General features: G+C 69.2%; 24 protein-coding genes. 16 read left to right on the top strand and 8 right to left on the bottom strand.

Going from position 1 to position 22,127, the window contains the following annotated elements; all coding sequences use genetic code 11:
- The first annotated feature begins 49 nt into the window (after nucleotides 1-49).
- Complete coding sequence (locus ABDZ81_RS01015) at nucleotides 50-757, top strand: class I SAM-dependent methyltransferase (RefSeq protein ID WP_343771947.1); 708 nt, start codon at nucleotides 50-52, stop codon at nucleotides 755-757.
- Nucleotides 758-809: 52 nt separating this feature from the next.
- On the top strand, nucleotides 810-1,715 hold the full coding sequence (locus ABDZ81_RS01010; protein WP_343771946.1) for a glycosyltransferase family 2 protein: 906 nt from the start codon (nucleotides 810-812) through the stop codon (nucleotides 1,713-1,715).
- 99 nt (nucleotides 1,716-1,814) lie between these two features.
- On the opposite strand, the gene ABDZ81_RS01005 is transcribed toward ABDZ81_RS01010, so the two are convergent.
- Nucleotides 1,815-2,630, bottom strand: a complete 816-nt coding sequence (locus tag ABDZ81_RS01005; protein WP_343771945.1) for an amidohydrolase family protein — start codon at nucleotides 2,628-2,630, stop codon at nucleotides 1,815-1,817.
- A 178-nt stretch (nucleotides 2,631-2,808) separates the two neighbouring features.
- Here ABDZ81_RS01005 and thsA point away from each other — a divergent pair, with 178 nt between their 5' ends.
- Both thsA and ABDZ81_RS00995 read left to right on the top strand, forming a co-directional pair.
- Nucleotides 2,809-4,368, top strand: coding sequence for a thermosome subunit alpha (gene thsA / locus ABDZ81_RS01000; RefSeq protein WP_343773346.1), 1,560 nt, complete (start codon nucleotides 2,809-2,811; stop codon nucleotides 4,366-4,368).
- 157 nt (nucleotides 4,369-4,525) lie between these two features.
- Entirely contained in the window at nucleotides 4,526-4,660 is a 135-nt protein-coding gene (locus tag ABDZ81_RS00995) for a hypothetical protein (protein WP_343771944.1), read from the top strand.
- Here ABDZ81_RS00995 and ABDZ81_RS00990 read toward each other — a convergent pair.
- Nucleotides 4,655-5,143: a GNAT family N-acetyltransferase gene (locus ABDZ81_RS00990; RefSeq protein WP_343771943.1), complete on the bottom strand. Its 489-nt coding sequence runs from the start codon at nucleotides 5,141-5,143 to the stop codon at nucleotides 4,655-4,657. The two genes, ABDZ81_RS00995 and ABDZ81_RS00990, sit on opposite strands and share 6 nt — an antisense overlap.
- A 114-nt stretch (nucleotides 5,144-5,257) precedes the next feature.
- Here ABDZ81_RS00990 and tenA point away from each other — a divergent pair, with 114 nt between their 5' ends.
- The 3 genes from tenA to ABDZ81_RS00975 are packed head-to-tail and all read left to right on the top strand — an operon-like array spanning nucleotide 5,258 to nucleotide 7,643.
- A complete protein-coding gene (gene tenA, locus ABDZ81_RS00985; RefSeq protein ID WP_343771942.1) occupies nucleotides 5,258-5,920 on the top strand; it encodes a thiaminase II in 663 nt (220 codons plus the stop codon).
- Nucleotides 5,920-7,494 (top strand): sodium:solute symporter family transporter, encoded by a 1,575-nt coding sequence (locus ABDZ81_RS00980; protein ID WP_343771941.1) that lies wholly within the window; start codon nucleotides 5,920-5,922, stop codon nucleotides 7,492-7,494. Before tenA ends, ABDZ81_RS00980 begins: the two co-directional genes overlap by 1 nt.
- Nucleotides 7,491-7,643 (top strand): hypothetical protein, encoded by a 153-nt coding sequence (locus ABDZ81_RS00975; RefSeq protein ID WP_343771940.1) that lies wholly within the window; start codon nucleotides 7,491-7,493, stop codon nucleotides 7,641-7,643. The genes ABDZ81_RS00980 and ABDZ81_RS00975 overlap by 4 nt, the downstream gene beginning before the upstream one ends.
- Here the strand turns inward: ABDZ81_RS00975 and ABDZ81_RS00970 are convergent.
- Nucleotides 7,632-8,447 carry an SAM hydrolase/SAM-dependent halogenase family protein gene (locus ABDZ81_RS00970; protein ID WP_343771939.1) on the bottom strand — a complete coding sequence of 272 codons (816 nt, stop codon included), beginning with the start codon at nucleotides 8,445-8,447 and terminating at the stop codon, nucleotides 7,632-7,634. The two genes, ABDZ81_RS00975 and ABDZ81_RS00970, sit on opposite strands and share 12 nt — an antisense overlap.
- 37 nt (nucleotides 8,448-8,484) lie before the next feature.
- On the bottom strand, nucleotides 8,485-9,009 hold the full coding sequence (locus tag ABDZ81_RS00965) for a nicotinamide-nucleotide adenylyltransferase (RefSeq protein ID WP_343771938.1): 525 nt from the start codon (nucleotides 9,007-9,009) through the stop codon (nucleotides 8,485-8,487).
- A gap of 237 nt (nucleotides 9,010-9,246) precedes the next feature.
- Here ABDZ81_RS00965 and lonB point away from each other — a divergent pair, with 237 nt between their 5' ends.
- From lonB to ABDZ81_RS00950, 3 genes are all read left to right on the top strand, one after another.
- Nucleotides 9,247-11,463, top strand: a complete 2,217-nt coding sequence (gene lonB / locus ABDZ81_RS00960; RefSeq protein ID WP_343771937.1) for an ATP-dependent protease LonB — start codon at nucleotides 9,247-9,249, stop codon at nucleotides 11,461-11,463.
- Between the two features lie 52 nt (nucleotides 11,464-11,515).
- On the top strand, nucleotides 11,516-12,439 hold the full coding sequence (locus tag ABDZ81_RS00955; protein ID WP_343771936.1) for a CPBP family intramembrane glutamic endopeptidase: 924 nt from the start codon (nucleotides 11,516-11,518) through the stop codon (nucleotides 12,437-12,439).
- A gap of 408 nt (nucleotides 12,440-12,847) precedes the next feature.
- Nucleotides 12,848-13,207: a hypothetical protein gene (locus tag ABDZ81_RS00950; protein WP_343771935.1), complete on the top strand. Its 360-nt coding sequence runs from the start codon at nucleotides 12,848-12,850 to the stop codon at nucleotides 13,205-13,207.
- 26 nt (nucleotides 13,208-13,233) lie between these two features.
- On the opposite strand, the gene ABDZ81_RS00945 is transcribed toward ABDZ81_RS00950, so the two are convergent.
- Complete coding sequence (locus ABDZ81_RS00945; protein ID WP_343771934.1) at nucleotides 13,234-13,701, bottom strand: MGMT family protein; 468 nt, start codon at nucleotides 13,699-13,701, stop codon at nucleotides 13,234-13,236.
- A 136-nt stretch (nucleotides 13,702-13,837) separates the two neighbouring features.
- Between ABDZ81_RS00945 and trpC the strand changes: the two genes are divergently transcribed.
- From trpC to ABDZ81_RS00920, 5 genes are all read left to right on the top strand, one after another.
- Nucleotides 13,838-14,701: an indole-3-glycerol phosphate synthase gene (trpC, locus tag ABDZ81_RS00940; protein ID WP_343771933.1), complete on the top strand. Its 864-nt coding sequence runs from the start codon at nucleotides 13,838-13,840 to the stop codon at nucleotides 14,699-14,701.
- The gene (trpB, locus tag ABDZ81_RS00935; protein ID WP_343771932.1) at nucleotides 14,698-15,969 is read left to right on the top strand and encodes a tryptophan synthase subunit beta; all 1,272 of its coding nucleotides are present in this window, start codon (nucleotides 14,698-14,700) and stop codon (nucleotides 15,967-15,969) included. Before trpC ends, trpB begins: the two co-directional genes overlap by 4 nt.
- Entirely contained in the window at nucleotides 15,962-16,816 is an 855-nt protein-coding gene (gene trpA, locus ABDZ81_RS00930) for a tryptophan synthase subunit alpha (RefSeq protein ID WP_343771931.1), read from the top strand. The genes trpB and trpA overlap by 8 nt, the downstream gene beginning before the upstream one ends.
- A 64-nt stretch (nucleotides 16,817-16,880) precedes the next feature.
- A complete protein-coding gene (locus ABDZ81_RS00925; RefSeq protein ID WP_343771930.1) occupies nucleotides 16,881-17,687 on the top strand; it encodes a 2-amino-3,7-dideoxy-D-threo-hept-6-ulosonate synthase in 807 nt (268 codons plus the stop codon).
- A 57-nt stretch (nucleotides 17,688-17,744) separates the two neighbouring features.
- Nucleotides 17,745-18,503 (top strand): HFX_2341 family transcriptional regulator domain-containing protein, encoded by a 759-nt coding sequence (locus tag ABDZ81_RS00920; protein ID WP_343771929.1) that lies wholly within the window; start codon nucleotides 17,745-17,747, stop codon nucleotides 18,501-18,503.
- Between the two features lie 248 nt (nucleotides 18,504-18,751).
- Here the strand turns inward: ABDZ81_RS00920 and ABDZ81_RS00915 are convergent, their stop codons facing one another.
- Nucleotides 18,752-19,381, bottom strand: a complete 630-nt coding sequence (locus ABDZ81_RS00915; RefSeq protein WP_343771927.1) for a hypothetical protein — start codon at nucleotides 19,379-19,381, stop codon at nucleotides 18,752-18,754.
- 160 nt (nucleotides 19,382-19,541) lie between these two features.
- Between ABDZ81_RS00915 and ABDZ81_RS00910 the strand changes: the two genes are divergently transcribed.
- Nucleotides 19,542-20,720, top strand: coding sequence for a 3-dehydroquinate synthase II (locus tag ABDZ81_RS00910; protein ID WP_343771926.1), 1,179 nt, complete (start codon nucleotides 19,542-19,544; stop codon nucleotides 20,718-20,720).
- A 27-nt stretch (nucleotides 20,721-20,747) separates the two neighbouring features.
- Here the strand turns inward: ABDZ81_RS00910 and ABDZ81_RS00905 are convergent, their stop codons facing one another.
- Complete coding sequence (locus tag ABDZ81_RS00905) at nucleotides 20,748-21,149, bottom strand: DUF7575 domain-containing protein (protein WP_343771925.1); 402 nt, start codon at nucleotides 21,147-21,149, stop codon at nucleotides 20,748-20,750.
- Between the two features lie 104 nt (nucleotides 21,150-21,253).
- On the bottom strand, nucleotides 21,254-22,126 hold the full coding sequence (locus ABDZ81_RS00900) for a fructosamine kinase family protein (RefSeq protein WP_343771924.1): 873 nt from the start codon (nucleotides 22,124-22,126) through the stop codon (nucleotides 21,254-21,256).
- Nucleotide 22,127 lies beyond the last annotated feature (1 nt).

Here is a 22,127-nt window from a genome sequence, read left to right as displayed (position 1 = left end):
AATCGTTTCCAGTATCGTTTTATCCCCGGGGCAGGTAGCAAATCGCAGCGTGAAAGGGCAGGAGTGGTATCAGGCGACCGACGTCGCCCAAGAGTACGACGACAAGCGCTTCTCCCGGGGCGGTCGGCTCATCGATCGCCGGGAGAAGGAGGCCGTGCTGGACGCGATCGGGCCCGTCGAGGGCAAGGACGTCCTCGAGATCGCCTGCGGTACCGGTCGGTTCACCGTGATGCTCGCCGAACGCGGCGCCAACGTCGTCGGGCTGGACATCTCGGCGGAGATGCTCTCGGAGGCCCGCGCGAAGGCCCGAGCACGCGGCGTCGGCGACGCCGTTGAGTTCCTGCGCGGCGACGCCGGGCGGCTCCCCTTCGAGGACGACGAGTTCGACGCCGTCGTCGCGATGCGGTTTTTCCACCTCGCGGACACGCCGGCGGCCTACCTCGAAGAGATCAGACGCGTCTCCGGCGATCAGGTGATGTTCGACACGTTCAAGCGCTACAGTGCGCGGAGCGTGTACAACTGGGCGCTCCCGATGGGATCGCGGCTCTACTCCCGCTCGGAGGTCGGCTCCCTGATCGAGGGCGCCGGGCTCGAACTCGTCGAGGACTCCCACGACTTCCTCCTGCCCTACGGCTTCTACCGGAAGATTCCCAATGTCCTCGCCAGCCCGCTTCGGTCGCTGGACACGACGCTCGGCGGCGCTCCGGGCGGCGACGCCGCGGCGTCGGTTTCCTACTGGCACGCGAGCGTAGAGTGACCGGCGCGGCCGGTGGAGATGCTTTTATGGTTTGCGGGAAGTATCGGGGAGTATGGACCTCTCGGTAGTGGTCCCGACGTTGAACGCCCGGGAGCAGCTCTCCGGGTGTCTCGACGCCCTCTCCGAGCGGGCCCCCGACGTCGAGGTGATCGTCGTCAACGGCCCCTCGTCCGACGGGACCACGGGGATGGTTCGCGAGCGCGACGACGTCGACGTGCTCGTCGAACTGTCCGACAGGAACGTCAACGTCTCCCGCAACGCCGGAATAGAGGTCGCCACCGGCGACGCCGTCGCCTTCGTCCACGACGAGCTCGCGATCGAGCCGTCGTGGCGCGACGCCGTCGCGGCGTCGCTCGACGCCGGCGCCGACGTCGTCACGGGGCCGACCCACCGGACCCTGCGCGCGGGCGTGACTACCGAGAGCGAGACGTCCGACACCGTCGCCGGTCGCGACGTCGCGTTTTTCAGCGGCGACAACGTCGCGCTCGATCGCGCGGCGGTCGAGGCGCTCGACGGGTTCGACGAGTACCTGGAAACCGAAGGCGCTCGCGACGCCTCCCACCGGCTCGCCGCGATGGAGTACGACGTCGTCTGGAACGGCGACATGTGCGTCCGCGGCGAGTACGGCGCCGACGGCGGGCGTCCCGACCGCGATCTAGGCGCGCGATACCGGTCGCTGGCCTACCAGCTCGCGAAGAACTACGGACTGCGCCCCGCCGTCGCCCGATCGACGATCGCGTCGGCGCTCAAGGATTCCGTGTCGGCCGCCCGCGAAGTCACGCGCGGCGACGTCACCCCGACGACCTGGCTCGGGACCGGCCGCGAGGTGGTTTCGGGGCTCACCGGCGGCGTCGCGGCGGGGCTCCGGGCGCGCAAGGCCGACGAGACGCCCCGCCGCAATCCCAACGGCGTCTCGACGCGCCACGACCGGGCCGTCCGGCGGTACGACTGGCGGTGAACCGAGCATTGCGAGGCGATCCTCGTCAGGCCGAAGGCCTGACGGCGGTGAGAAGTTGATCCGCGGCGATGCCGCCGCTCGGCGTCGCTCGACGGTAGATCAGCCGCCGTCGGGCGACAGCCCGTCGACGACGCGCTCGGCGTTGCCGCTGAACACTCTGCGAAGCTTGTCCTCCGAGACGTCCAGCGTCAGCATCTCCATGACGCCGACGTTCGGGTGCGTCTCAGGGGCGCCGCTGCCGAACAGCACGCGGTCGGGATGTTCCAGCAGCGCCCGTTCGAGGTAGTCGCGGAACCGAACGTAGCTGGTGTCGAGATAGCAGTCGTCGTGCTCGTCGAGCATGTCGATGGCCGCGCCCATCAGATCGCGATTGAGCGGGTGGCCCCCGAAGTGCGCGACGATCACGGGGAACGAGTGGCCCAGCAGCGAGTCCGCGATCGCCTCGGGCGGGAACCCCTCGCCGCCGTGGATCAGCACCGGCAGCCCGACGTCCGCGAGCTCCGCGAGGACGTCCTCGTCGGGCAGCCCGTCGCGGGCAGGATCGAGCTTGAACCCGTGAAAGCGATCGTCGTAGGCGTACTTCTCGACGTCTTCGGGCGCAGTGTGGTGGTCCTTCCGCGAGGCCGCGAGGTTTCGGAGCTGCGAGGTCGCGCTCTCGCCGGGGTCGCGGGGGCCGTTGATCCGCGCGAACGCGATGAACGGTCGCTCGACGCTCATCCGGGCGACGGCGTTGTTCGCCCGCAGGTAGTCCGTCCCGGCCCGGTGGCCGGGAAACACGACCGACCGAACCACGCCGGCCTGGTGCATCTCGCGCTCTAAGGTGTCGGGCGTGATCGACCGACCGGTCGCTCCCTTGTCGGCGTCCAGCCGGGCGTGCACGTCGACCACCCGGAACCGGTGCTCCAGTTCCAGCATCGGCGTACCCTTTCGGATCGGGGTATTTTGAGCTACCGGTTCGGCCGATACCCCGCCGCGATCGCCCCGAGAGTCCACGACGGCGCGGGGACGACTCGCGAGCGGCACAGCAAAGTTTATATTGAACCGCTAAGTACACTTTACCGAACACATGGCAGACAACGCTTCTCAGCGGCGCATGGGCGGACAGCCGCTCTTCATTCTGAGCGAGGACAGTCAGCGAACGTCGGGCAAGGACGCCCAGGACTCGAACATCTCGGCCGGGAAGGCCGTCAGCGAGGCCGTACGCACCACACTGGGCCCCCGCGGGATGGACAAGATGCTGGTGTCGGACTCGGGCGACGTCGTGATCACGAACGACGGCGCGACGATCCTCCAGGAGATGGACATCGAGCACCCCGCGGCCGACATGATCGTCGAGGTCGCCGAGACCCAGGAGAACGAGGTCGGCGACGGCACGACGACCGCGGCGATCCTCGCGGGCCAGCTGCTCGCCCAGGCCGAGGACCTGTTCGACGACGACGTCCACGCGACGACCGTCGTCGAGGGGTACCACGAGGCCGCCGAGATCGCCCACGACGCCGTCGACGAACTCGCGCTGGAGGGCGACGTCGACGAGGAACTGCTGCTCGCGGTCGCCGAGTCCAGCATGACCGGCAAGGGTACCGGCGGCGTCACCGCGGAGTCGCTCGCCCGGACGGTCGTCGACGCCGTCGAGCAGGTCCGCGGCGACGCGGGCGTGAACCGCGACAACATCTCGATCCAGACGCAGGTCGGCGCCAGCTCCGGCGCGACCGAGCTCGTCGAGGGCATCCTCGTCGACGAGGAACCCGTCAACGAGCAGATGCCCGGCGACGTCGAGGACGCCTCGATCGCCCTGCTCGACGTCGAGCTCGGCGTGCGCACCGGCGACGTCGACGCCGAGTACAGCGTCGACAGCGTCGACCAGCTCACCGCCGCGATGGACGCCGAAGAGGAGGAAATCAAGGGAGTCGCTCAGACCGTCGCCGACTCGGGCGCCGACGTCGTGTTCGCTACAGACGACGTCGACGGCCGGGTCGCCTCCACGCTCGCCGACGAGGGCGTGCTCGTCTTCGAGAACCTTTCGGACGACGACGTTCGCGGCATCGCGAGCGCAACGGGCGCTCGCCGCGTCGGCGCGCTCGAGGATCTGGAAGACGAGGACTTCGGCAGCGCCGAGCGCGTCCGCACGGAGAAGTACGGCGACGAGGAGCTCGTGTTCGTCGAGGGCGGCGCCGCCGCCGAGTCGGTCACCCTGTTCGTCCGCGGCGGCACCGAGCACGTCGTCGACGAGCTCGAACGCGCCGTCCGCGACGCGCTCGACGTCGTCACCGCGGCGCTCGATTCCGGCGGCGTGGTCCCCGGGGCCGGCGCCGCGGAGATCGCCATCGCCGACCGCGTCCGCGCCGAGTCCGCGGGCGTCTCCGGCCGCAAGCAGCTCGCCGTCGAGGCGTTCGCGGACGCGATCGACGCCGTCCCGCGCACGCTCGCCGCCAACGCCGGGCTCGATCCGATCGACGCGCTGGTCGACCTGCGCTCCGAGCACGAAGCCGAAGGCCGCGCGGGCCTGATCGTCGACGGCCAGACCCGCGAGGTCGGCGACCCCGTCGAGCACGGCACGGTCGACCCCGCCGCCGTCAAGCACGAGGCCGTCGAGTCCGCGACCGAGGCCGCGACGCTGATCGCCCGGATCGACGACGTGATCGCGGCGGAATAACCAGTCGGGCATCTCGCCGCGGGACCGTTTTCCGCAGCGAGTAGCCGCAGAGTAAGCGGTTGAGCGTTTCAGCGAGATTCTAATTTCCTATTTTCTTCGGTCGGTCTACGATCAGCTATGACAAACACTTTCCAGACGTCCGCCACAACACCGAGTCGTGACCGACCGCGACAGTGACCGCGTCGACGCTATCGACGTTCTCGAAGGCTGTATCGACGAGGAGTCGCGGCATCCCGACGCGCATGACCACTCACCGGAAGATCTCAAGCGCGACTGGACGTCGGACCTATAGCCGTTTGTCCATCTTGTGCCGCCGGGGCTCGTAGCCCCGCGACTCGTAGACCTGCCTCGCGGTCTCGTTGTCGGCGTTCACCGAGAGCGTGACGTACTCGTAGTCGCGGTCGTCAGCCCACTTTTCGGCGCGATCCATCTGTTCGCCCGCGATTCCGTTCCCTCGATGATCCGGCGCGACGTACACTTCGCTGATATTCGCTTCCGCACCGCGCGCGAACACCTTCGGCGTCTCGCTGTCCTTGACGTGGGCGTACCCCGCGATTTCCCCGTCCCAATCCGCGAGGAATATCGCGTGGTCGTCGTCCTGATACTGCTCCCGTCGGTACGCAACGGCCTCCGAGCGAGCCTCGTCGGTCAGCTCCTCGTACCGGGGAACGAGAGCGTTGTACGAGTCCAGCTCCGCCATCTCCCTGGCGAAGGGGTGCCAGACATCCTCGACGAGTTCGGTGAGATCGTCCTCACGGAGGCGGCGAACGATCATATCTGTCCGTCGAACCGATCCGCGATAGATTTTCCCCTTCGACACCGGAACGAAGTGCTATAACTAACTAATATCAGCAAGTTATATCACGCCCGGATCGCGTTCACCCGAGTGATGGCGTTCAGCGACCAACTGCTCGACGAGGGCGAACAGATCTGGCAAGCGCAGTACGAACACCCCTTCGTGCGGGAACTCGCCGAGGGAACGCTCGATCCGGCGGCGTTCGAGACGTGGGTCCGGCAGGACTACCGCTACCTGCTCGACTACGCGCGAACGTACGCCATCGCCGGGACGAAGGCCCGCGACGAGGCGACGATGGCGTACCTGCTCGGCGTCGCCGACCGAATTCTGAACGACGAGATGGACCTGCACCGCGAGTTCGCCGCCGAGTACGGCCTGACGCCAGCGGATCTCGAAGCCACGGCCAAGGCGCCGACCTGCGTCGCCTACACGAATTTCCTCGTCCGAACCGCCCACGAGGGCTCGCTGGCCGAGATCGCCGCGGCGATCTACCCCTGCGCGCAGGGGTATCTCGACGTCGCAGAGCGGATGGCCGAGATCCAGGGCGACGCCGAGCACCGGTACACGCCGTTCATCGAGAAGTACACGAGCGACGAGTTCCGCGCGGCCGTCGACCGTGCTCGGGAGTTCGTCGATCGCTGCGGCGAGGAGTTCCCCGGCGAGCGCGACGCCATGCGCGAGGCGTTCCTGACGAGCGCGCGCCTGGAGCACGACTTCTGGGAGATGGCGTACACCTGCGAAGGGTGGGACGTCTGATGGTAACGAGTGCCCTCGCGCTCGGCGTCACCGCCGTCACGCTCGCCGCGGTGACGGCGCTGGGCCTGCTGTACTCGCGCGGTCGGGTCGACACCGTCGAGGACTACGTCTCGGCGCGCAACTCGATCGGCACCGGCGCGTCGACGGCGACGCTCGTCGCCTCGTCGATGGGCGCGTGGATCCTGCTGAGTCCCGCCGAGGCCGGCGCCGCGTTCGGCGGCCTGCCAGCGGTACTCGGCTACACGATCGGGAGCGCGATCCCGCTGCTCCTGCTCGTCCCGGTCGGCGTCCGCATCCGGCGGCTGATGCCCGAGGGTCACTCGCTCACCGAGTACGCCCTCGTCAGGTTCGGTCCGCGGATGTACGCGTACGTGCTGGTCGTCTCGATGCTCTACATGTTCGTGTTCCTCGCCGCGGAGATGACCGGTATCGCCGGCGCGCTGGCGATGCTCGCAGGGGTTCCGCTCTGGCAGACCGCCGCGCTGATCGGCGGGTTCGTGCTCGTCTACACCGCCTACGGCGGCCTCGTGGCGACGATCGTCACCGACACCGTCCAGACGCTCGTGATCCTCCCGCTGCTCGCGGTCGGCTTCGCGGGCGCGCTGTTCGCGCTCGGCGGCACCGGCGAGGTCCACGCCGACATCGCGAGCGCGAACGCCCACCTGCTCGATCCCGGCTACGCGGCCGGCGTCGAGTTCGGGATCTACGTCGCGTTCGCGGTGCTCGGCGCGGGGATGCTCAACCAGGGTCGGTGGCAGCGCGTCTACGCCGCGAAGGACGACGCGACGCTCCGGCGCTCGCTGGTCGCCGCCGCGGCGATGAGCGTTCCGCTGATCCTGCTGTCGGGACTGTTCGGCGTCGCCGCGGCGGGACTCGGTTTGATCGGGGACGGCAACGCCAGCGTCGCCTTCTTCGTGCTGGTCGCCGAGTCGTTCCCCGAGTGGGTCGCGCTGGTGGTCGTGGTGCTGGCCGTCCTCCTGGTCGCCAGTTCGGCGGACACGATGTTCAACGCCATCGCGAGCCTCGTCACGGCGGACCTCGCTCGCCTGATCGATGCGGACGCCGCGACGCTCTCGCGGACCGGCCGGGCGCTGACCGTCGTCGTCGCGGCGGGCGCGATCGCGATCGGATCGCAGGGGTACAGCGTCCTCTCGCTGTTTCTGACCGCCGACCTGCTGGCGGCGGCGACGTTTATCCCGTTCATCGCAGGACTGTACTCCAGCCGGCTGACCGAAACCGGCGCGCTCGCCAGTTCGCTCGCGAGCCTCGCCGTCGGCGTCGCGTTCTTCCCGACGCTGCGCGGGCCGCTCGCGACGATTCCGGGGCTCGGCGGAGCGCTGCCCGCACCGTCGTTCATGCACGCGTTTGTGGGTGCGACAGCCGTCTCGGCGCTGCTGACGCTCGTCGCCGCGCGGGTCGCCGACGCCGACTTCGATCACGCGGGCCTGGCTCGCGAGATTCGCGAGATCGAGCAGCCGATGACCGACGGCGGGCGGGACGCCGACGAAGAGTCTGACGCGAACCGCGGGGCGACGCCTGACGCCGACGCCGCCGCGTCGGAGGTGAACCGATGAGCGCGCTCGGCCCGACCGCGTTCGACCTGCTCGTCTGGGGATCGATCGCGCTGGTGCTGGTCAGTTTCGCATACCTGACCTATCAACTCGTGGTTGACGCGCGGCACGGCGTCTGGTCCGGTTCGACGCCGAGAATTTCAGAGTTCTAACCGCACCGAATCGCCCGCTTCGACGCCGAACGCCTCGTCGCCTCGGCCGCGATTGACGTCGAGTTCGACGTTGCCGTGGCTGCCGACGGTCGCGAGCCACTGGCCTTCCGGCACCTCGGCGAACGTCTCGACGGCGGGCACCGCCCGCCCGTCGACGCGAACTTCGTCGAGGCTCTCCAGCACGTAGCCCGGCACGTTCGTGATCGCGTTGCCGAAGTCGTCGACGACCAGCACCTCGCACCGGACCGCGTCGCCTTCGATCGCCGGCTCGGGGAGTTCGAGGTCGACGAACTCGTCGGTCGGCGTCACGGCGCCCAGCCCGTCGACGGCGTCCGGAACGGTGCGGTCAGCGGCCCACGACTCGTGGACGGCGGCGGCCGCCGGCGCGAACACGTCGCGGCCGTGGAACGTGCTCGATGCGGCGTCCTCGTAGCCGATCTCGTGGACGCGGATCGCGTCGGCCTCGGCGCTCGTCGCCGCCTCGGCGTCGGCGTCGTCCGCAGCGCCAGCCAGTTCTCTGGCGGCCGGCAGCAGGACGCCGTTGTCGGGGCCGACGAGGACGTGCTCGCCGGCTTCGACGGCGATCGCGGCCCGATCCGTGCCGACGCCGGGGTCGACGACGACCAGGTGTGTCGCGGGCGGGAAGTACGGGAGAATTTCGCGGAGCCAGAACGCGGCGGCGCGGACGTCCTGGCGGGGGAACGTATGGCTCACGTCGACGAGGCGGGCGTCGGTGCGCTGCAGGACGACGCCTTTCATCGCGGCGGGGTACGGCGAGCCGAAATCGGAGGAGAGCGTGATCATGGGTGCGTGGTGTGAATCGGGGATGGAGTACGCCGTCTCAGATGCCGTTGCTGTCGGTCTCGCTGACGCGCTGGATGCGCTCGATGCCGTCGATCTCCTCGATCGTGTCGACGACCGGATCGGGCACCAGCGACTCCCAGTTGCCGTCCTTGATCATGCGCTCGCGGACCTCCGAGCCCTCCAGCACCTCGCGGTTGAACATCGGCGACTGGCGCACCTCGACGCCGGCCTCCTCGAACAGCTGGATGACGAGGGGATTGTTCGAGTACGCGACGTCGAAATCGGGGCTCATGCTCTGGACGTGGCTCACCCAGACGGAGTTGCGATCGAGGTCCTCGATCGGCACCGCGTACGTCACGAGGTCGAGGTCGACGAGCGACTTCGTGAGCATCATGATGCGCTCGCCGGCCGTGAACGGGTCGTGTCTCGTGTGGGAGGCGTCGGCGCTCCCGATGCCGAGCACGAGCTCGTCGACGTGGTCGTCCTCGACGATCGCCTCGACCATGCTGAGATGGCCGTTGTGAAACGGCTGGAACCGGCCGATGTAGCACCCGCGGGTCATGCTCGAACCTTCGTGGCTCGGGCCATAAGCGTGGCGAGACGCCGCGCCGGGACTCGGCCGCCGCTGCGCTCGTGATGATTGCCGAGCGACACGTCCAGGGTCCGCGACCGGTCGATCGAGCGGCCGAGTAACCGGCCGCCAACCCGCCGTACGGCGGTCCTCGCGTGCGTGGACGACGCACTGAGGGAGAAAGTATATCAGTAGCGCAGCCTTCGAATTAGGTAGCAGAACGATTCTATGAGTAACGACACGGATACCGACGACGACCCCCGCAGGGACGGGGGAAGCGAATCGCCCGCGGAGACCCCGGCGTCCCGGGAGGAGGACGCCGCGGAGCGAACGGGCGAGTCTACGGAGCCGACGGAGGACGCGTCGGACGGCGCGCCGTCGGGGAAAGCACAGCAAACGGGGGAGGGAACGGACGACGAGCAAACGGTCGACGAGCACGGCGAGGATGCGGCGGAGGACACGTCGACCCAGTCCGCCGACGACCTCGACGACGAGTACGGCCTCGAGGACGACCTCGGCAGCGAGGTCGAAGCCGACATCCGCGACGAGTTCGACGAGGACGACCTGCTCGGGGGGCTCGACATCGACTCGACCGCCGAGATCTCGATCCCCGACGAGCTGGTCGACCACGTTATCGGCCAGGACGAGGCCCGCGACATCGTCAAGAAGGCGGCCAAGCAGCGCCGCCACGTGATGATGATCGGCTCGCCGGGGACCGGCAAGTCGATGCTGGCCAAGGCGATGAGCCACCTCCTGCCCAAGGAGGATCTCCAGGACGTTCTCGTCTACCATAACCCGGACGACGGCAACGAGCCGAAGGTCCGGACGGTTCCGGCCGGCAAGGGCGAGCAGATCATCGACGCCCACAAGGAGGAAGCGCGCAAGCGAAACCAGCTGCGCACCTTCCTGATGTTGATCATCGTCGCGATCATCCTCGGGTACACCCTCATCACGGGGGCGTCGCTCCTGCTGGGGATCATCGCCGCGGTCGCCGTCTACATCCTGTTCCGCTACACCCAGCGCGGCAGCGACGCGATGATCCCGAACATGATCGTCAACGCCGCCGATCAGACTCAGGCGCCGTTCGAGGACGCCACCGGCGCCCACGCCGGCGCGCTGCTGGGCGACGTCCGCCACGACCCGTTCCAGTCCGGCGGGATGGAGACCCCTAGCCACGACCGCGTCGAACCGGGGGCGATCCACAAGGCCAACAAGGGCGTGCTGTTCGTCGACGAGATCAACACGCTCGACATCCGCAGCCAGCAGAAGCTGATGACGGCCATCCAGGAGGGCGAGTTCTCGATCACGGGCCAGTCCGAGCGCTCCTCGGGCGCGATGGTCCAGACCGAGCCCGTCCCCTGCGACTTCATCATGATCGCCGCGGGGAACCGCGACGCGCTGGAGAACATGCACCCGGCGCTGCGCTCCCGGATCAAGGGGTACGGCTACGAGGTGTTCATGGACGACACCATCGAGGACACCCCCGAGATGCGCCGGAAGTACATCCGGTTCATCGCCCAGGAGGTCGAGAAGGACGGCCGCCTGCCCCACTTCACGCCCGAAGCGGCGAAGGAAGTGGTGCTGGAAGCCAAGCGCCGGTCGGGCCGGAAGGGCCACCTGACGCTGCTGTTCCGTAACCTGGGCGGGCTGGTCCGCGTCGCGGGCGACATCGCCCGCGCCGAGGACAAGGAGTTCACCGAGCGCGAGGACGTGCTGCAGGCCAAGAAGCGCTCGCGCTCGATCGAGCAGCAGCTCGCCGACACCTACATCGAGCGCCGCAAGGACTACGAGCTCACGGTCGCCGACGGCGACGTCGTCGGCCGCGTCAACGGCCTCGCCGTGATGGGCGAGGACTCGGGCATCATGCTTCCCGTCATGGCGGAGGTCGCGCCCGCGCAGGGCGGCGGCCAGGTGATCGCCACCGGGAAGCTCCAGGAGATGGCCGAGGAGTCGGTCCAGAACGTCTCCGCGATCATCAAGAAGTTCTCGGACGTCGACCTCTCCGAGAAGGACGTCCACATCCAGTTCGTCCAGGCGGGCCAGCAGGGCGTCGACGGCGACTCGGCGTCGATCACGGTCGCCACCGCCGTCATCTCGGCGCTGGAAGACATCCCGGTGCGCCAGGACCTGGCGATGACCGGCTCGCTGTCGGTGCGGGGCGACGTGCTGCCCGTCGGCGGCGTCACCCACAAGATCGAGGCCGCCGCGAAGTCCGGCATCGAGACGATCATCATCCCGAAGGCCAACGAGCAGGACGTGATGATCGAGGACGAGTACGAGGAGATGGTCGAGATCGTCCCGGTCAGCAACATCAGCGAGGTGCTCGACGTGGCGCTGGCCGGCGAGACCGAGAAGGACAGTCTCGTCGACCGGCTCAAGAGCATCACCGGCCAGGCGCTGGATCCCCAGGTCGGCCAGGCCGGCTCGAACCCGAGCCCGCAGTAGGCTCTCGCCCGCAAGGGGGCATCTTTTCTATCGCCGCTCCGTACGGTGCAACGTGACTCGGTGGGTAGCTTTCGCGCTGGTCGCGCTCGCCGTCCTCGCAGTAGTACTCACACTCGCACGCGCCACGCAGTCGGCGTCGAGCGTCGGCTCGGGCGAACAGCGGTCGCCGCGGACGACTGCCGACCCACCGGACCACGGCGACGAACTGCGCGAGGCCGCCCCCGAGCGACACGACGCCGGTGCCGAGCGGCACGACGTCGACGCCGAGCGCCACGACGCCGACGCGGCCAAGAACAGAGTCGATGACTTGAACGATCCCGACGACCTGCAATCGGCGTCCGACCACCGTCGGAACCCGCGGCCCGACGCCGACCTCCAATCGCTTTCGACGGGTGCCCTGCTCGCGAACGTCGCGGTGACCCACGGCGCGCTCGGCGCGATCGTGCTCGTCGCGGCGTGGGCCGCCGACGTCCCCGCGACGGCGCTCGGGATCGACGCCGCCGCCAACGTCGGCTGGCCGGCGCTCGGCGTCGGGCTGGGACTCGGCGTCGCGCTGTACGCCGGCAACGAACTGCTCGCGGCGAACCTCGAACGCGTCGGCGTCGAGTACAGCGAGGAGCTCAGGGGCGCGCTCGGGCCGGATTCCATCGTAGGCTGGATCGTCTTGTTGGCGGTCGTGCTGCCGATCATCGCCGTGTTCGAGGAGCTGCTCTTTCGCGCCGCGCTGATCGGCGCGCTGTCGACTGGCTTCGGCGTCTCGCCGTGGGTACTCGCGGCCGCCTCCTCGCTGGCCTTTGGCTTCGGCCACGGCATCCAGGGGCCCAGCGGGATGATCGTGACGGGGATGCTCGGCGGCGTCCTCGCGGCGGCGTTCGTTCTGACGGGGAGTTTGCTGACGGTGATCGTGGCTCACTACCTGATCAACGCCCTGGAGTTCGTCGTCCACGAGGGGTTCGGGCTCGAGTGGGCCGACTAGCAGTTGTTTCTGACTGTAGCTGGACCCGCAGAGTAGCTTCCAATATCACCGCCTCGAAAGCCCCTGCCTGCTCCGGTCGATGGCCTCGCTGCGCGCTTCCCTCACTTCGTTCGGTGCAGTGCTTACTTCGGCCGTCTTCCCGGAGCAGGCAGCCCCTTTCAGTCCCGCCCGCGCCAGTTGGTTAACCGGCATCGGGTGGGACTGAAAGGGGCCGCGGGCTGGACGAAGGCAGGCGCAGCAAGCACTGGACCCGCCGGAGGCGGGGAAGCGCGCAGCAAGCCTCCCGAGTCCAGCCCGCGGGGGCTTTCGAGGCGGTAGTATCCGTGCGGAACTCTCTCGTTCCAGAGGACAACCAGATAGTTCCTAGTCGGCAATCCTCAAGGGCGAGCGCGCCGAACAACCGCACAGATGCCCGAGACGCTGGAGCTTCCGGACGGCGAGGTCGTCACGCCCGAGGACGTGTTTCTCTACGAGGAGTACCCCTACCGGTTCCAGCCGCTCGACCACGAGGAGTACGAGTTCAAGCTCGTCCCGCTGTACTGGGGCGGGGGCGACATGGACGTCCCGTTTCCCGGGCGCGAGGCGCTGGTCGACCAGTGGGGTCCCGAGTCACGGGGGACGATGACCGACGACGAGTGGGAAGTGTGGCTGCGCTCGGCCCGGGAGGACGAACGGTTCGGCGACGAGGAACTCGACGCGCTGGCCCGGGAGCTACCGACGGACGATCCGGGGGTGCTGACGACGATCAAGCGCGCCCTGGGCTTCTGAGCGCGCGCGGGTTCTGACGCTGCGCTTCAGAGTCCCTCGATCGAGCGGAGTCGCTGCTCGACGGCCGGCGGCGCCGCGCTCGGCCCGTCGCTGACGCGGTGGTCCGGGATCACGAGGGGCGCCGGATTCTCCGCCAGCGCGGTGCGAACGAGCGTCAGGGCCTCCTCGTCGTCGTCGTTCAGCGAGGGCGTCATCCGGGCGATCGCCGCCACCGTCACCGACTCGCCGTAGGGGACGTCCCTGACCGATTCCAGCACTTTGCGCTGGTCGGTCGGCACCGTCAGCGCGACCTGCACGTCCGCGAAGTCCTCCTCCTCGACGCCCGTGAGGTAGTCGTCGATCCGATCGAGCAGGGGATGGTCGGTCGCCGCGTCGGCGTCGGGCGACTCGGGGAACGTCACCCGCAGCACCTTGCTGCTGGCGACGCCGAGCTGGATCGAGCGGTCGAGGTACTCCGAGTCGCGCGCGTAGATGCCGGCGTCGTCTGCGTCCATGCGATAGCTTCGGTCGGTCACCGACTTGAAGATTGGTACGTCGCCGCCGACGCGACCGACGGCCAGCGCTTCCGGTCGCACCGAGCGCGTCGGGTGCGCAAGCCTTATGTGCATTTCCGTCCGTTAATGTACGATAATGGACGCTGATGAAGACGTAGCGCCAGCGGTAAGATCGATCCTCGACGCCGCGCGGCAGCGCGACTCGCCCGCCGCCGACCGGGTGTCGGTCAACCCGCGATCGCTCGACGACGCCGTCGCGGCGGCAGACGCCGACGGTCGGACGCCGGTGATCGCCGAGGTCAAACCCACCAGCCCGACGACGGAGGGCACCCGAACCGACGATCCCGTCGAACTTGCCCGCGCGATGGTCGACGGCGGGGCGGCCGCCCTCTCGGTGCTCACCGAACCTGAGCACTTCGGCGGCAGCCCGGAGTATCTCGAACGGGTGCGCGAGGCCGTCGACGTGCCGGTGCTGCGCAAGGATTTCCTGCTGCGCGAGGCCCAGCTCGACGCCGTCGCGGCCGACGTCGTGCTGCTGATCGCGCGGTTCGTCGGCGACGATCTCGCCGACCTGCTCGCGGCGGCCCGCGATCGGGGCTTTCAGGTGCTCGTCGAGGTCCACACGCGCGAGGAACTGGAGCGAGCGGTCGACGCCGGCGCGAACTTCGTCGGAGTGAACAACCGCGACCTCGCGAAGCTGGAGGTCGATCTCGCGACGTTCGAGGACGTCGCCGCCCACGCGCGGGACAGAACCGACGCGACGCTGATCGCGGAGAGCGGCGTCTCGACGCCGGACGACGTCCGGCGGATGCGTCGGGCGGGCGCGGACGCCCTGCTGATCGGCAGCGCGATCATGGACTACGACACCGATGAGCGGAGCTCATCGAGCCCTCGCTCGGCTTCGCCTCGCGAGGACGACGGAGCGGATCCGGCCGCAACGGTTCGAGAGAACACCGAACGACTGACCACGGCGGAGTCCCAGAGAGGAGACAACGAATGAGCACGACGAAGTTCGGAGAGTACGGCGGACAGTACGTGCCGGAGGTGTTGATGCCGGCGATCGAAGAGCTCACGGACGCCTACGAGCGCTACGTCCTCGAGAACGAGGACGGGTTCATGGACGAGTTCCGCGAGCGCCTGGCCGACTTCGGCGGCCGGCCCACTCCCTTGCAGCGCGCCGACCAGCTGAGCGAGCGCTACGACGCCGACGTCTATCTCAAACGGGAGGATCTGCTCCACGGCGGCGCCCACAAGCTCAACAACGCGCTTGGGCAGGTGCTGCTTGCCAAATACATGGGCAAGGAGCGCATCGTCGCAGAGACCGGCGCCGGCCAGCACGGCACGGCGACGGCGATGGCAGCGGCCCACCTCGACATGCCCTGCGAGATCTACATGGGTCGCCGCGACATCAACCGCCAGCGCCCCAACGTGTTCCGGATGCGCCTGAACGGCGCCGAGGTCGTCCCGGTGACCGTCGGGCGGGGCACGCTCAAGGAGGCGATCAACGAGACGATGCGCGAGTGGGCGACCAGCGTCGAGGACACTCACTACGTGATCGGCTCGATCGTCGGTCCTCACCCGTTCCCCCGGATGGTCCGGGACTTCCAGGCCGTCATCGGCGAGGAGGCCCGCGAGCAGATTCAGGACAAAGCCGGACGCCTGCCCGACAGCGTCGTCGCCTGCGCGGGCGGCGGCTCGAACACGATGGGCGCGTTCCACGAGTTCGTCCCGGACGCCGAAGACGGGGACACCACGCTGTTCGCCGTCGAGGCCGGCGGCGAGGGCCTGTTCGTCGACGAGGACGAGGGCGTCGCCCCGCACTCGGCGTCGCTCTCATCCGGCGACGAGGGCGTGCTCCACGGCGCCCGCACCAAACTGCTGCAGGACGCCGACGGCCAGATCGTCGAGTCCCACAGCGTCTCCTCGGGGCTGGACTACGCCGGCGTCGGGCCGGAGCTGTCCTACCTCGTCGACGAGGGCCACGTCACGCCGGTCAGTGTCGACGACGACGCCGCGCTGGAAGGGTTCCACCGGCTCTCGCAGGTCGAGGGGATCATCCCCGCCCTGGAGTCGGCCCACGCCGTCGCGTTCCTCGAACAGCAACTCGGCCCCGACGGCGTCCCCGCCGGGACGGCGGAGCGCGACCTGGGCGACGTGATCGTGCTCAACCTCTCGGGCCGGGGCGACAAGGACCTCGAATCCGCCATCGAGGAGACCGAGAAGCGCGACATCGACGCCGCGCCCGACATGGGGGTCTTCCATGAGTGATATAGAAAAGGCGATCGCCGGCGACGAGCCCTCGCTCGTGCCGTACGTCACGGCGGGCGACCCCGAGCCCGAGGCCACCGCCGAGTACGTCGAGGCGCTGGCGGCCGGTGGCGCCGACGTGATCGAACTCGGGATGCCGTTCTCGGAGCCGATCGCGGACGGCCCGACGATCCAGAACGCGATCCAGCGCGCGCTCGCGGCGGGCACGACGCCCGAGCGCTTCTTCGAGATCGTCGAGACCCTGGACGTCGACGTCCCGCTGGTCTGCATGACCTACTACAACCTACTGTACCAGTACGGCGACCGGAAGGAGGGAAGCGACTACGAACGCCTGCGCCCGTTCGTCCGGCGCGCCGCCGAAGCGGGAATTTCGGGGCTGATCATCCCCGACCTGCCGGTCGACGAGAGCGATCCGCTCCGGGAGGCCTGCGACGAGTTCGGCGTCGACCTGATCTTCGTCGTCGCGCCGACGACCACCGACGAGCGCCTCGAGGCGATGCGCGAGCGCGTCTCCGGATTCGTCTACGTGCAGGCCCGCCTCGGAACGACGGGCGCGCAGGCCGACGTCAGCGACGCCACCCACGAGAGCCTCGCGCGGCTCGCCGAGTGGTCGGTCCCCAAAGCGGTGGGATTCGGCGTCAGCGAGCGCGAGCACGCCGAGGAGATCGTCGCGACGGGCGCCGACGGCGTCGTCGCGGGCAGCGTGTTCGTCGACATCGTGGCCGAGGGCGACGCGGACGAGGGCACCGTCGCCGAGCGCCTGGAAGCCAAGGCCGCGGAGCTGAAAGCCGGCGCTCTCGACGGCGCGGACGAGCGATCCGGGAAGGTCACCGACGGCGCCCGATGAGAGCGGCGGGCCACCTCGCGAATCGGAAAACACATTACCGCAGGTTGCCAGAGACCCACATACCATGACTATCGGAACGGACGCGCGACTCGAACGCATCGGGACAGACGGGAAGTACATGATCGTCCCGATGGATCACGGGATCACGCTCGGAGCGGTACAGGGACTGAAAGACATCGAATCGACGATCGACGCGATCACTCGCGGCGGCGCCGACGCCGTCCTCACCCAGAAGGGGATCGCCCCGCGGGTCCACGACAACAAGAACGGGCAGGGGTACATCGTCCACCTCAACGCCTCGACGGTGATCGGGCCGGACGCCAACGAGAAGCGCCGCACCGGCACCGTCGAGGAAGCCGTCCGCGCGGGCGCCGACGCCGTCTCCTACCACATCAACGTCGGCAGCAAGCACGAGCCCGACCAGATCGAGGACCTCTCGAAGATGACCGCCGAGGCCGACCGGCTGGGCATCCCGGTGCTGGCGATGTCGTACGCCCGCGGCGAGCACCTCGACGGCGAGGACCCCGAGCACGACGCCGAGTATCTCGGCCACGCCGTGCGGCTCGCCGAGGAGGTCGGCGCCGACGTGGTCAAGACGGCCTACAGCGGCGACGCCGAGAGCTTCCAGCACGTCACCGAGTCGACGCGCCTGCCGGTCGTCATCGCGGGCGGGAGCCCCGGCACCGATCGAGAGACCGTCGAGAACGTCCGCGGCGCGATGGACGCCGGCGCCGACGGCATCTCGATGGGCCGGTCGATCTTCCAGCACGAGGATCCCGAGGCCATCTCGCGGGCCATCTCCGCCGTCATCCACGACGACGCGGGCGTCGACGAGGCGCTCGAGCGGGCCGGCCTGGCCGTCGAAGCGTAAGCGGGCGAATCGTAAGCGAACGTAACTGTTTTGCGCCGAGGGTGCGCGCCCTCGTTCATGGACGCCGTCGACCGGGTGCACGTCGTGCCGTTCGGTAGCGAGCTCGACCGGATCGTCGAGCCGGTCGTGCGCTACCGGGCCGACGTGGTGTACCTGCTCGAACACGACGACCCGCACCACGAGACGCCGGAGTACCACGACGAGGTGGTCGCCGCGCTCGACGCGGAAGGCCTCGAGGTCCGGCGTCGCGACTGCGACCTGCGGGACGTCTACGACGTGCTCGGCGTCGTCACGACGATCGCCGCCGAGCACCGCGGGGACTCGGTGCGGGTGAACGTCTCGGGCGCCGGCACGCTCGCGGCGATCGGCGCGACGATCGCCTGCATGGACGTCTCGACCGACGCCACCGCCTACTACGTCGAACCCGAGGAGTACGCCCACGACGCCGACGCCGAGCCGATCAGCGAGGGCTTCTCGGACCTGGCGACGCTGCCGACCTACCCCGTCGACTCGCCCTCGCGCGATCAGGTCGCGGTCATGGACTACCTCGCAGAGCGCGAGGGCGGGACGGCCAGGCCGAAAAAGCGCGACCTGATCGACCACGCCGAGGAGGCGGGCCTCTCGTTCGTCGCGGACCGCGACCCGGCCAACGACAAGGCGAAGTTCCGACTGCTCGACACGCACGTCGTCTCGCCGCTGGTCGAGGACGGCTACCTGGAGATCCGGGAGGTCGGGCGGCGCCATCTGGTCGAGTTGACCGAGCGCGGGCACAACGCGCTCCGGGCGTTCCGGCACAAACTGGAACACCCAGAGTAGTCGGCGGCCGGCGGCGGGCGATGCCGCGGCGGCATCGCCGCGACGGACAGTGTGGGGTCGGGCGTCGGCGGAGCGGAGGGCTGAGCGTCAGCGGAGCGGAGGGCCGAGCGTCAGCGGAGCGGAGGGCCGAGCGTCAGCGGAGCGGAGGGCCGAGCGTCAGCGGAGCGGAGGGCCGAGCGTCAGCGGAGCGGTGGGCCGAGCGTCAGCGGGGTGGAGGGCCGAACTCGGTGGCGCGAAGCCGCCGCCGATCAGTCGCGACCGCGCTGCGAGGCACCGCCGAGTTCGGCCTCGACGACCGCCTCGTAGAGCCGGAAGCCGAGCCGCGCGCAGCGCAGGTCCGACCGGAGCCGGTGGTAGTACGCCTTCAGCTCCTCGGCGCTCTCGGCGGGGGGAAGCGGGTCGACGGCGTCGGGAACGTCGACATCCTCCGGATCGACATCGTCGGGGCCGCCGCCGCAGAGCACCGTCGTGAGCCGCGGCGCCCCCGCCCGGTCGCGGGCGGTCGCGACCAGCACCTGGCGGCACCGTTCGACCCGGTCGGTCAGGCGCCGAACCTCGGCGGGGGCGGCGGGCGCGCCGAGCTCCGCGAGCAGCGCGTTCTCGGCGCGGGCGACCGTCGGCACCGACAGCTCGGCCGCCGCCGCGGCGTCCTCCAGCGGCGTGGCGTCGCGGCCGGTCCGGTGCTGTGCGATCCGGCGGGCCGCGACCACGGTCGGGTCGCGCCCGAACTCGCACAGCGCGGGCCCGCCGAACTGCTCCACGATCACTCGCGCGACGAACTCGGCGCGGTCGTCGCTGTCCCGGGACGGCGTCCAGGCGACGGCGTCGCTGCGATCGGTGTCCGTGCTGCCGGCGTCGTCGTCGAGGTTCGGCGCCATATCAGAGGGAGGGCGCCGTCGGGTCTTATCGTCTATGTCGATAGTATCGGTACTACCGTAACTATCAGTACTATCCGCACCGTCGGGAGCGGACGCACCCGCCCGCGCAAACTTCCGACGTTCCGCCACGTTCAAGCCCGCCGCCTGCGAGCGTTCGAGCATGACACGCGCAGTCTGGCTGAAGGCCGACGACTCCGTCGGCGACTGGGACGAGCGGCGCAAGCGAATCACCGCCGGGCTGGAGTCCGGCGTCGACTGGGTGCTCGTCGACGAGCACGACGTGGCCCGAGTCCGGGAGCTGGGCGACGTGAACGTCGCGGCGTTCCGCAGCGGCGGCGACGTCGACGTGATCGACGACGCCGAAGCCGACGACGCGGAGGACGCCGAGCCGGACGCCTACGTGGTCGGCAAGAACGGCGAGGGCGACGGCACGGTCGACCTGCCGGGCGACCTCTCGGGCTCGGCCGATCTCTCCACGCTCCGCCGGGACGACGACCGCGCGCAGGGGTCGTACGTCCGCATCTTCGACGAGGACTACGAGGCGTTCGCCGAGACCGCCGCGCAGGACGCCGAGTACACGATCGTCGTCGCCGAGGACTGGACGATCATCCCTCTGGAGAACCTGATCGCGCGCATCGGCGAGGAGACGACGCTGATCGCGGGCGTCACCACCGCCGAGGAGGCCCAGACCGCCTACGAGACGCTGGAGCTGGGCGCCGACGCGGTGCTGCTCGATAGCTCCGACCCCGACGAGATCCGCGAGACCGTCGCGGTCCGCGACGAGGCCGAGCGCGAGACGCTCGACCTGCAGTACGGCGAGGTGCTGGAGATCGAGCGCGCCGGCAGCGCCGACCGCGTCTGCGTCGATACCGGGAGTCTGATGGACCACGACGAGGGGATGCTGATCGGCTCGATGTCGCGGGGACTCGTGTTCGTCCACGCCGAGACCGCCGAATCGCCGTACGTCGCTTCTCGACCATTTCGGGTCAACGCGGGCGCGGTCCACGCGTACATCCGGACGCCCGACGGCGGCACGAAGTACCTCTCGGAGCTCAAGAGCGGCGACGAGGTCCAGATCGTCGACCTCGACGGCAACACGCGCGAGGCGGTCGTCGGCCGCGTCAAGATCGAGCAGCGCCCGATGTTCCGCGTCGAACTCGACGTCGACGGCGACCGGGTCGAGACGCTGATCCAGAACGCCGAGACGGTGAAAGTCGCGACGAGCGACGGCCGGACGGCGGTCACCGACCTCGAAGAGGGCGACGAGGTCAAACTGTACTACGGCGCGGAAGCTCGCCACTTTGGCGAGGCGGTCGAAGAGAGCATCATCGAGAAGTGAAGTCCGGGCGGTCGCGAGCGGGTGCTTTCAGACCGACTCTTCTTCGGTTGGCTCGTCCAGCCGGCTCGTACACCAGTGACAGAAGTCCAGGTCCTCGTCGAGTTCCTGCCCGCAGTGGGGGCACGTCGGGACGCCGTCGTCGCTCTGACGCTCGCCGTGCTCGGCCAGCAGGTACGCGTCGAGCATGCTAAAGCCCAGGATCGAGACGAGCGCGAACTCCTCGACCGTGGAGAGGTTCCCCGAAATCATCTGAGCCCCCTCGAACACGCCCACCGAGCCGTCTAAGGCCGCTTCGGGCGCGACGAACGCGACGGCGGAAACGACCAGCCCGAACCACAGCAGCGCGCGCAGCCAGCGCCGCAGGTACGCGTGTCCCAGCCCCGGGTACAGCGACAGCGCGGCGGCGATCAGAGGACGTTTCCGTACCATTATCTTTTCTCGGGGTTACGACGCTGCGCCCATTACGCTTCGGATTTCCGTTCGGACGCCGGGTGAGTCCGGTCGTTCGGGCCGTGGCCGCACGAACTGACCCTTCACACTCCGACGCCGTCTAGCGCCCGCTCCAGCCGGTCCAGCACCCGATCGCCGAAAAAGCGGACGTTCTCCAGCGCGTGGAACGCGTCGTAGGCGTCCCGTCGCGTCTCGAAGAACGCCGGGTCGACGTCGCGGTGCCGTCGGTACTCGTCGAGGAACGCGTCGCCCACCGCGTCCGACCGGAGCACGTACGACAGGTCGAACTCGTCGTGGCCGTAGAAGATCGCCGGGTCGAGGACGGCCCGCACCGCGCCCTCCTCGAACACGACGTTGCCAGGGTGGACGTCGCCGTGGAGCAGCGCGGGCGCGTCGGGCTCGACGAGGAGCTCGTCGAGCCGATCGGCGAACTCCCGCACGCGATCGAGGGTCGCGTCGGGGAGCGCCCCGTCCGCGTGCGCGGCCTCGGCGAACGGCACCACCCGCTGATCCCTGAAAAAGCCGATCCACGAGTCGGTCCATGGGTTCGACTGCGAGAAGGGCCCCGAGAGCGTGTCGAACGGGAAGCCGTACGCGCCGGCAGACACGTCGTGGAGCGCCGCGACCCGGCGCGCGAGATCGCGCTCGGCCCGCTCGTCGAACCGGCCGTCGCCCGCGACGAACTCCAGCAGGAGCAGGCCCTGCTCGACGTGGTACACGTCGGGGACGGGCAGGGGCGTCTCGCGGGCGAGGTACTGGAGCATGGCGGCCTCGACGCCCAGCGGCGCGTCGTCGACCTTCGCCGCGACGGGCGCGCGGTCCGCGAACGCGACCCGGTACACCGTCCCGACGTTGCCGCCGTCGAGTTCGGTGGCGTCCGTAGCGTCGGCGTCGAGCGCTGTCGAGACGCGGTCGAGGAGGCTACTTCTGTCGGAGTCTTCCGTCCTGGCGTTCATT

Origin of the sequence: Natronoarchaeum mannanilyticum (assembly GCF_039522665.1) — an archaeon.
GTDB lineage: Archaea > Halobacteriota > Halobacteria > Halobacteriales > Natronoarchaeaceae > Natronoarchaeum > Natronoarchaeum mannanilyticum.
The sequence above is the reverse complement of the archived record's forward strand: the minus strand, read 5'-3'. Positions and strand labels throughout refer to the sequence as shown.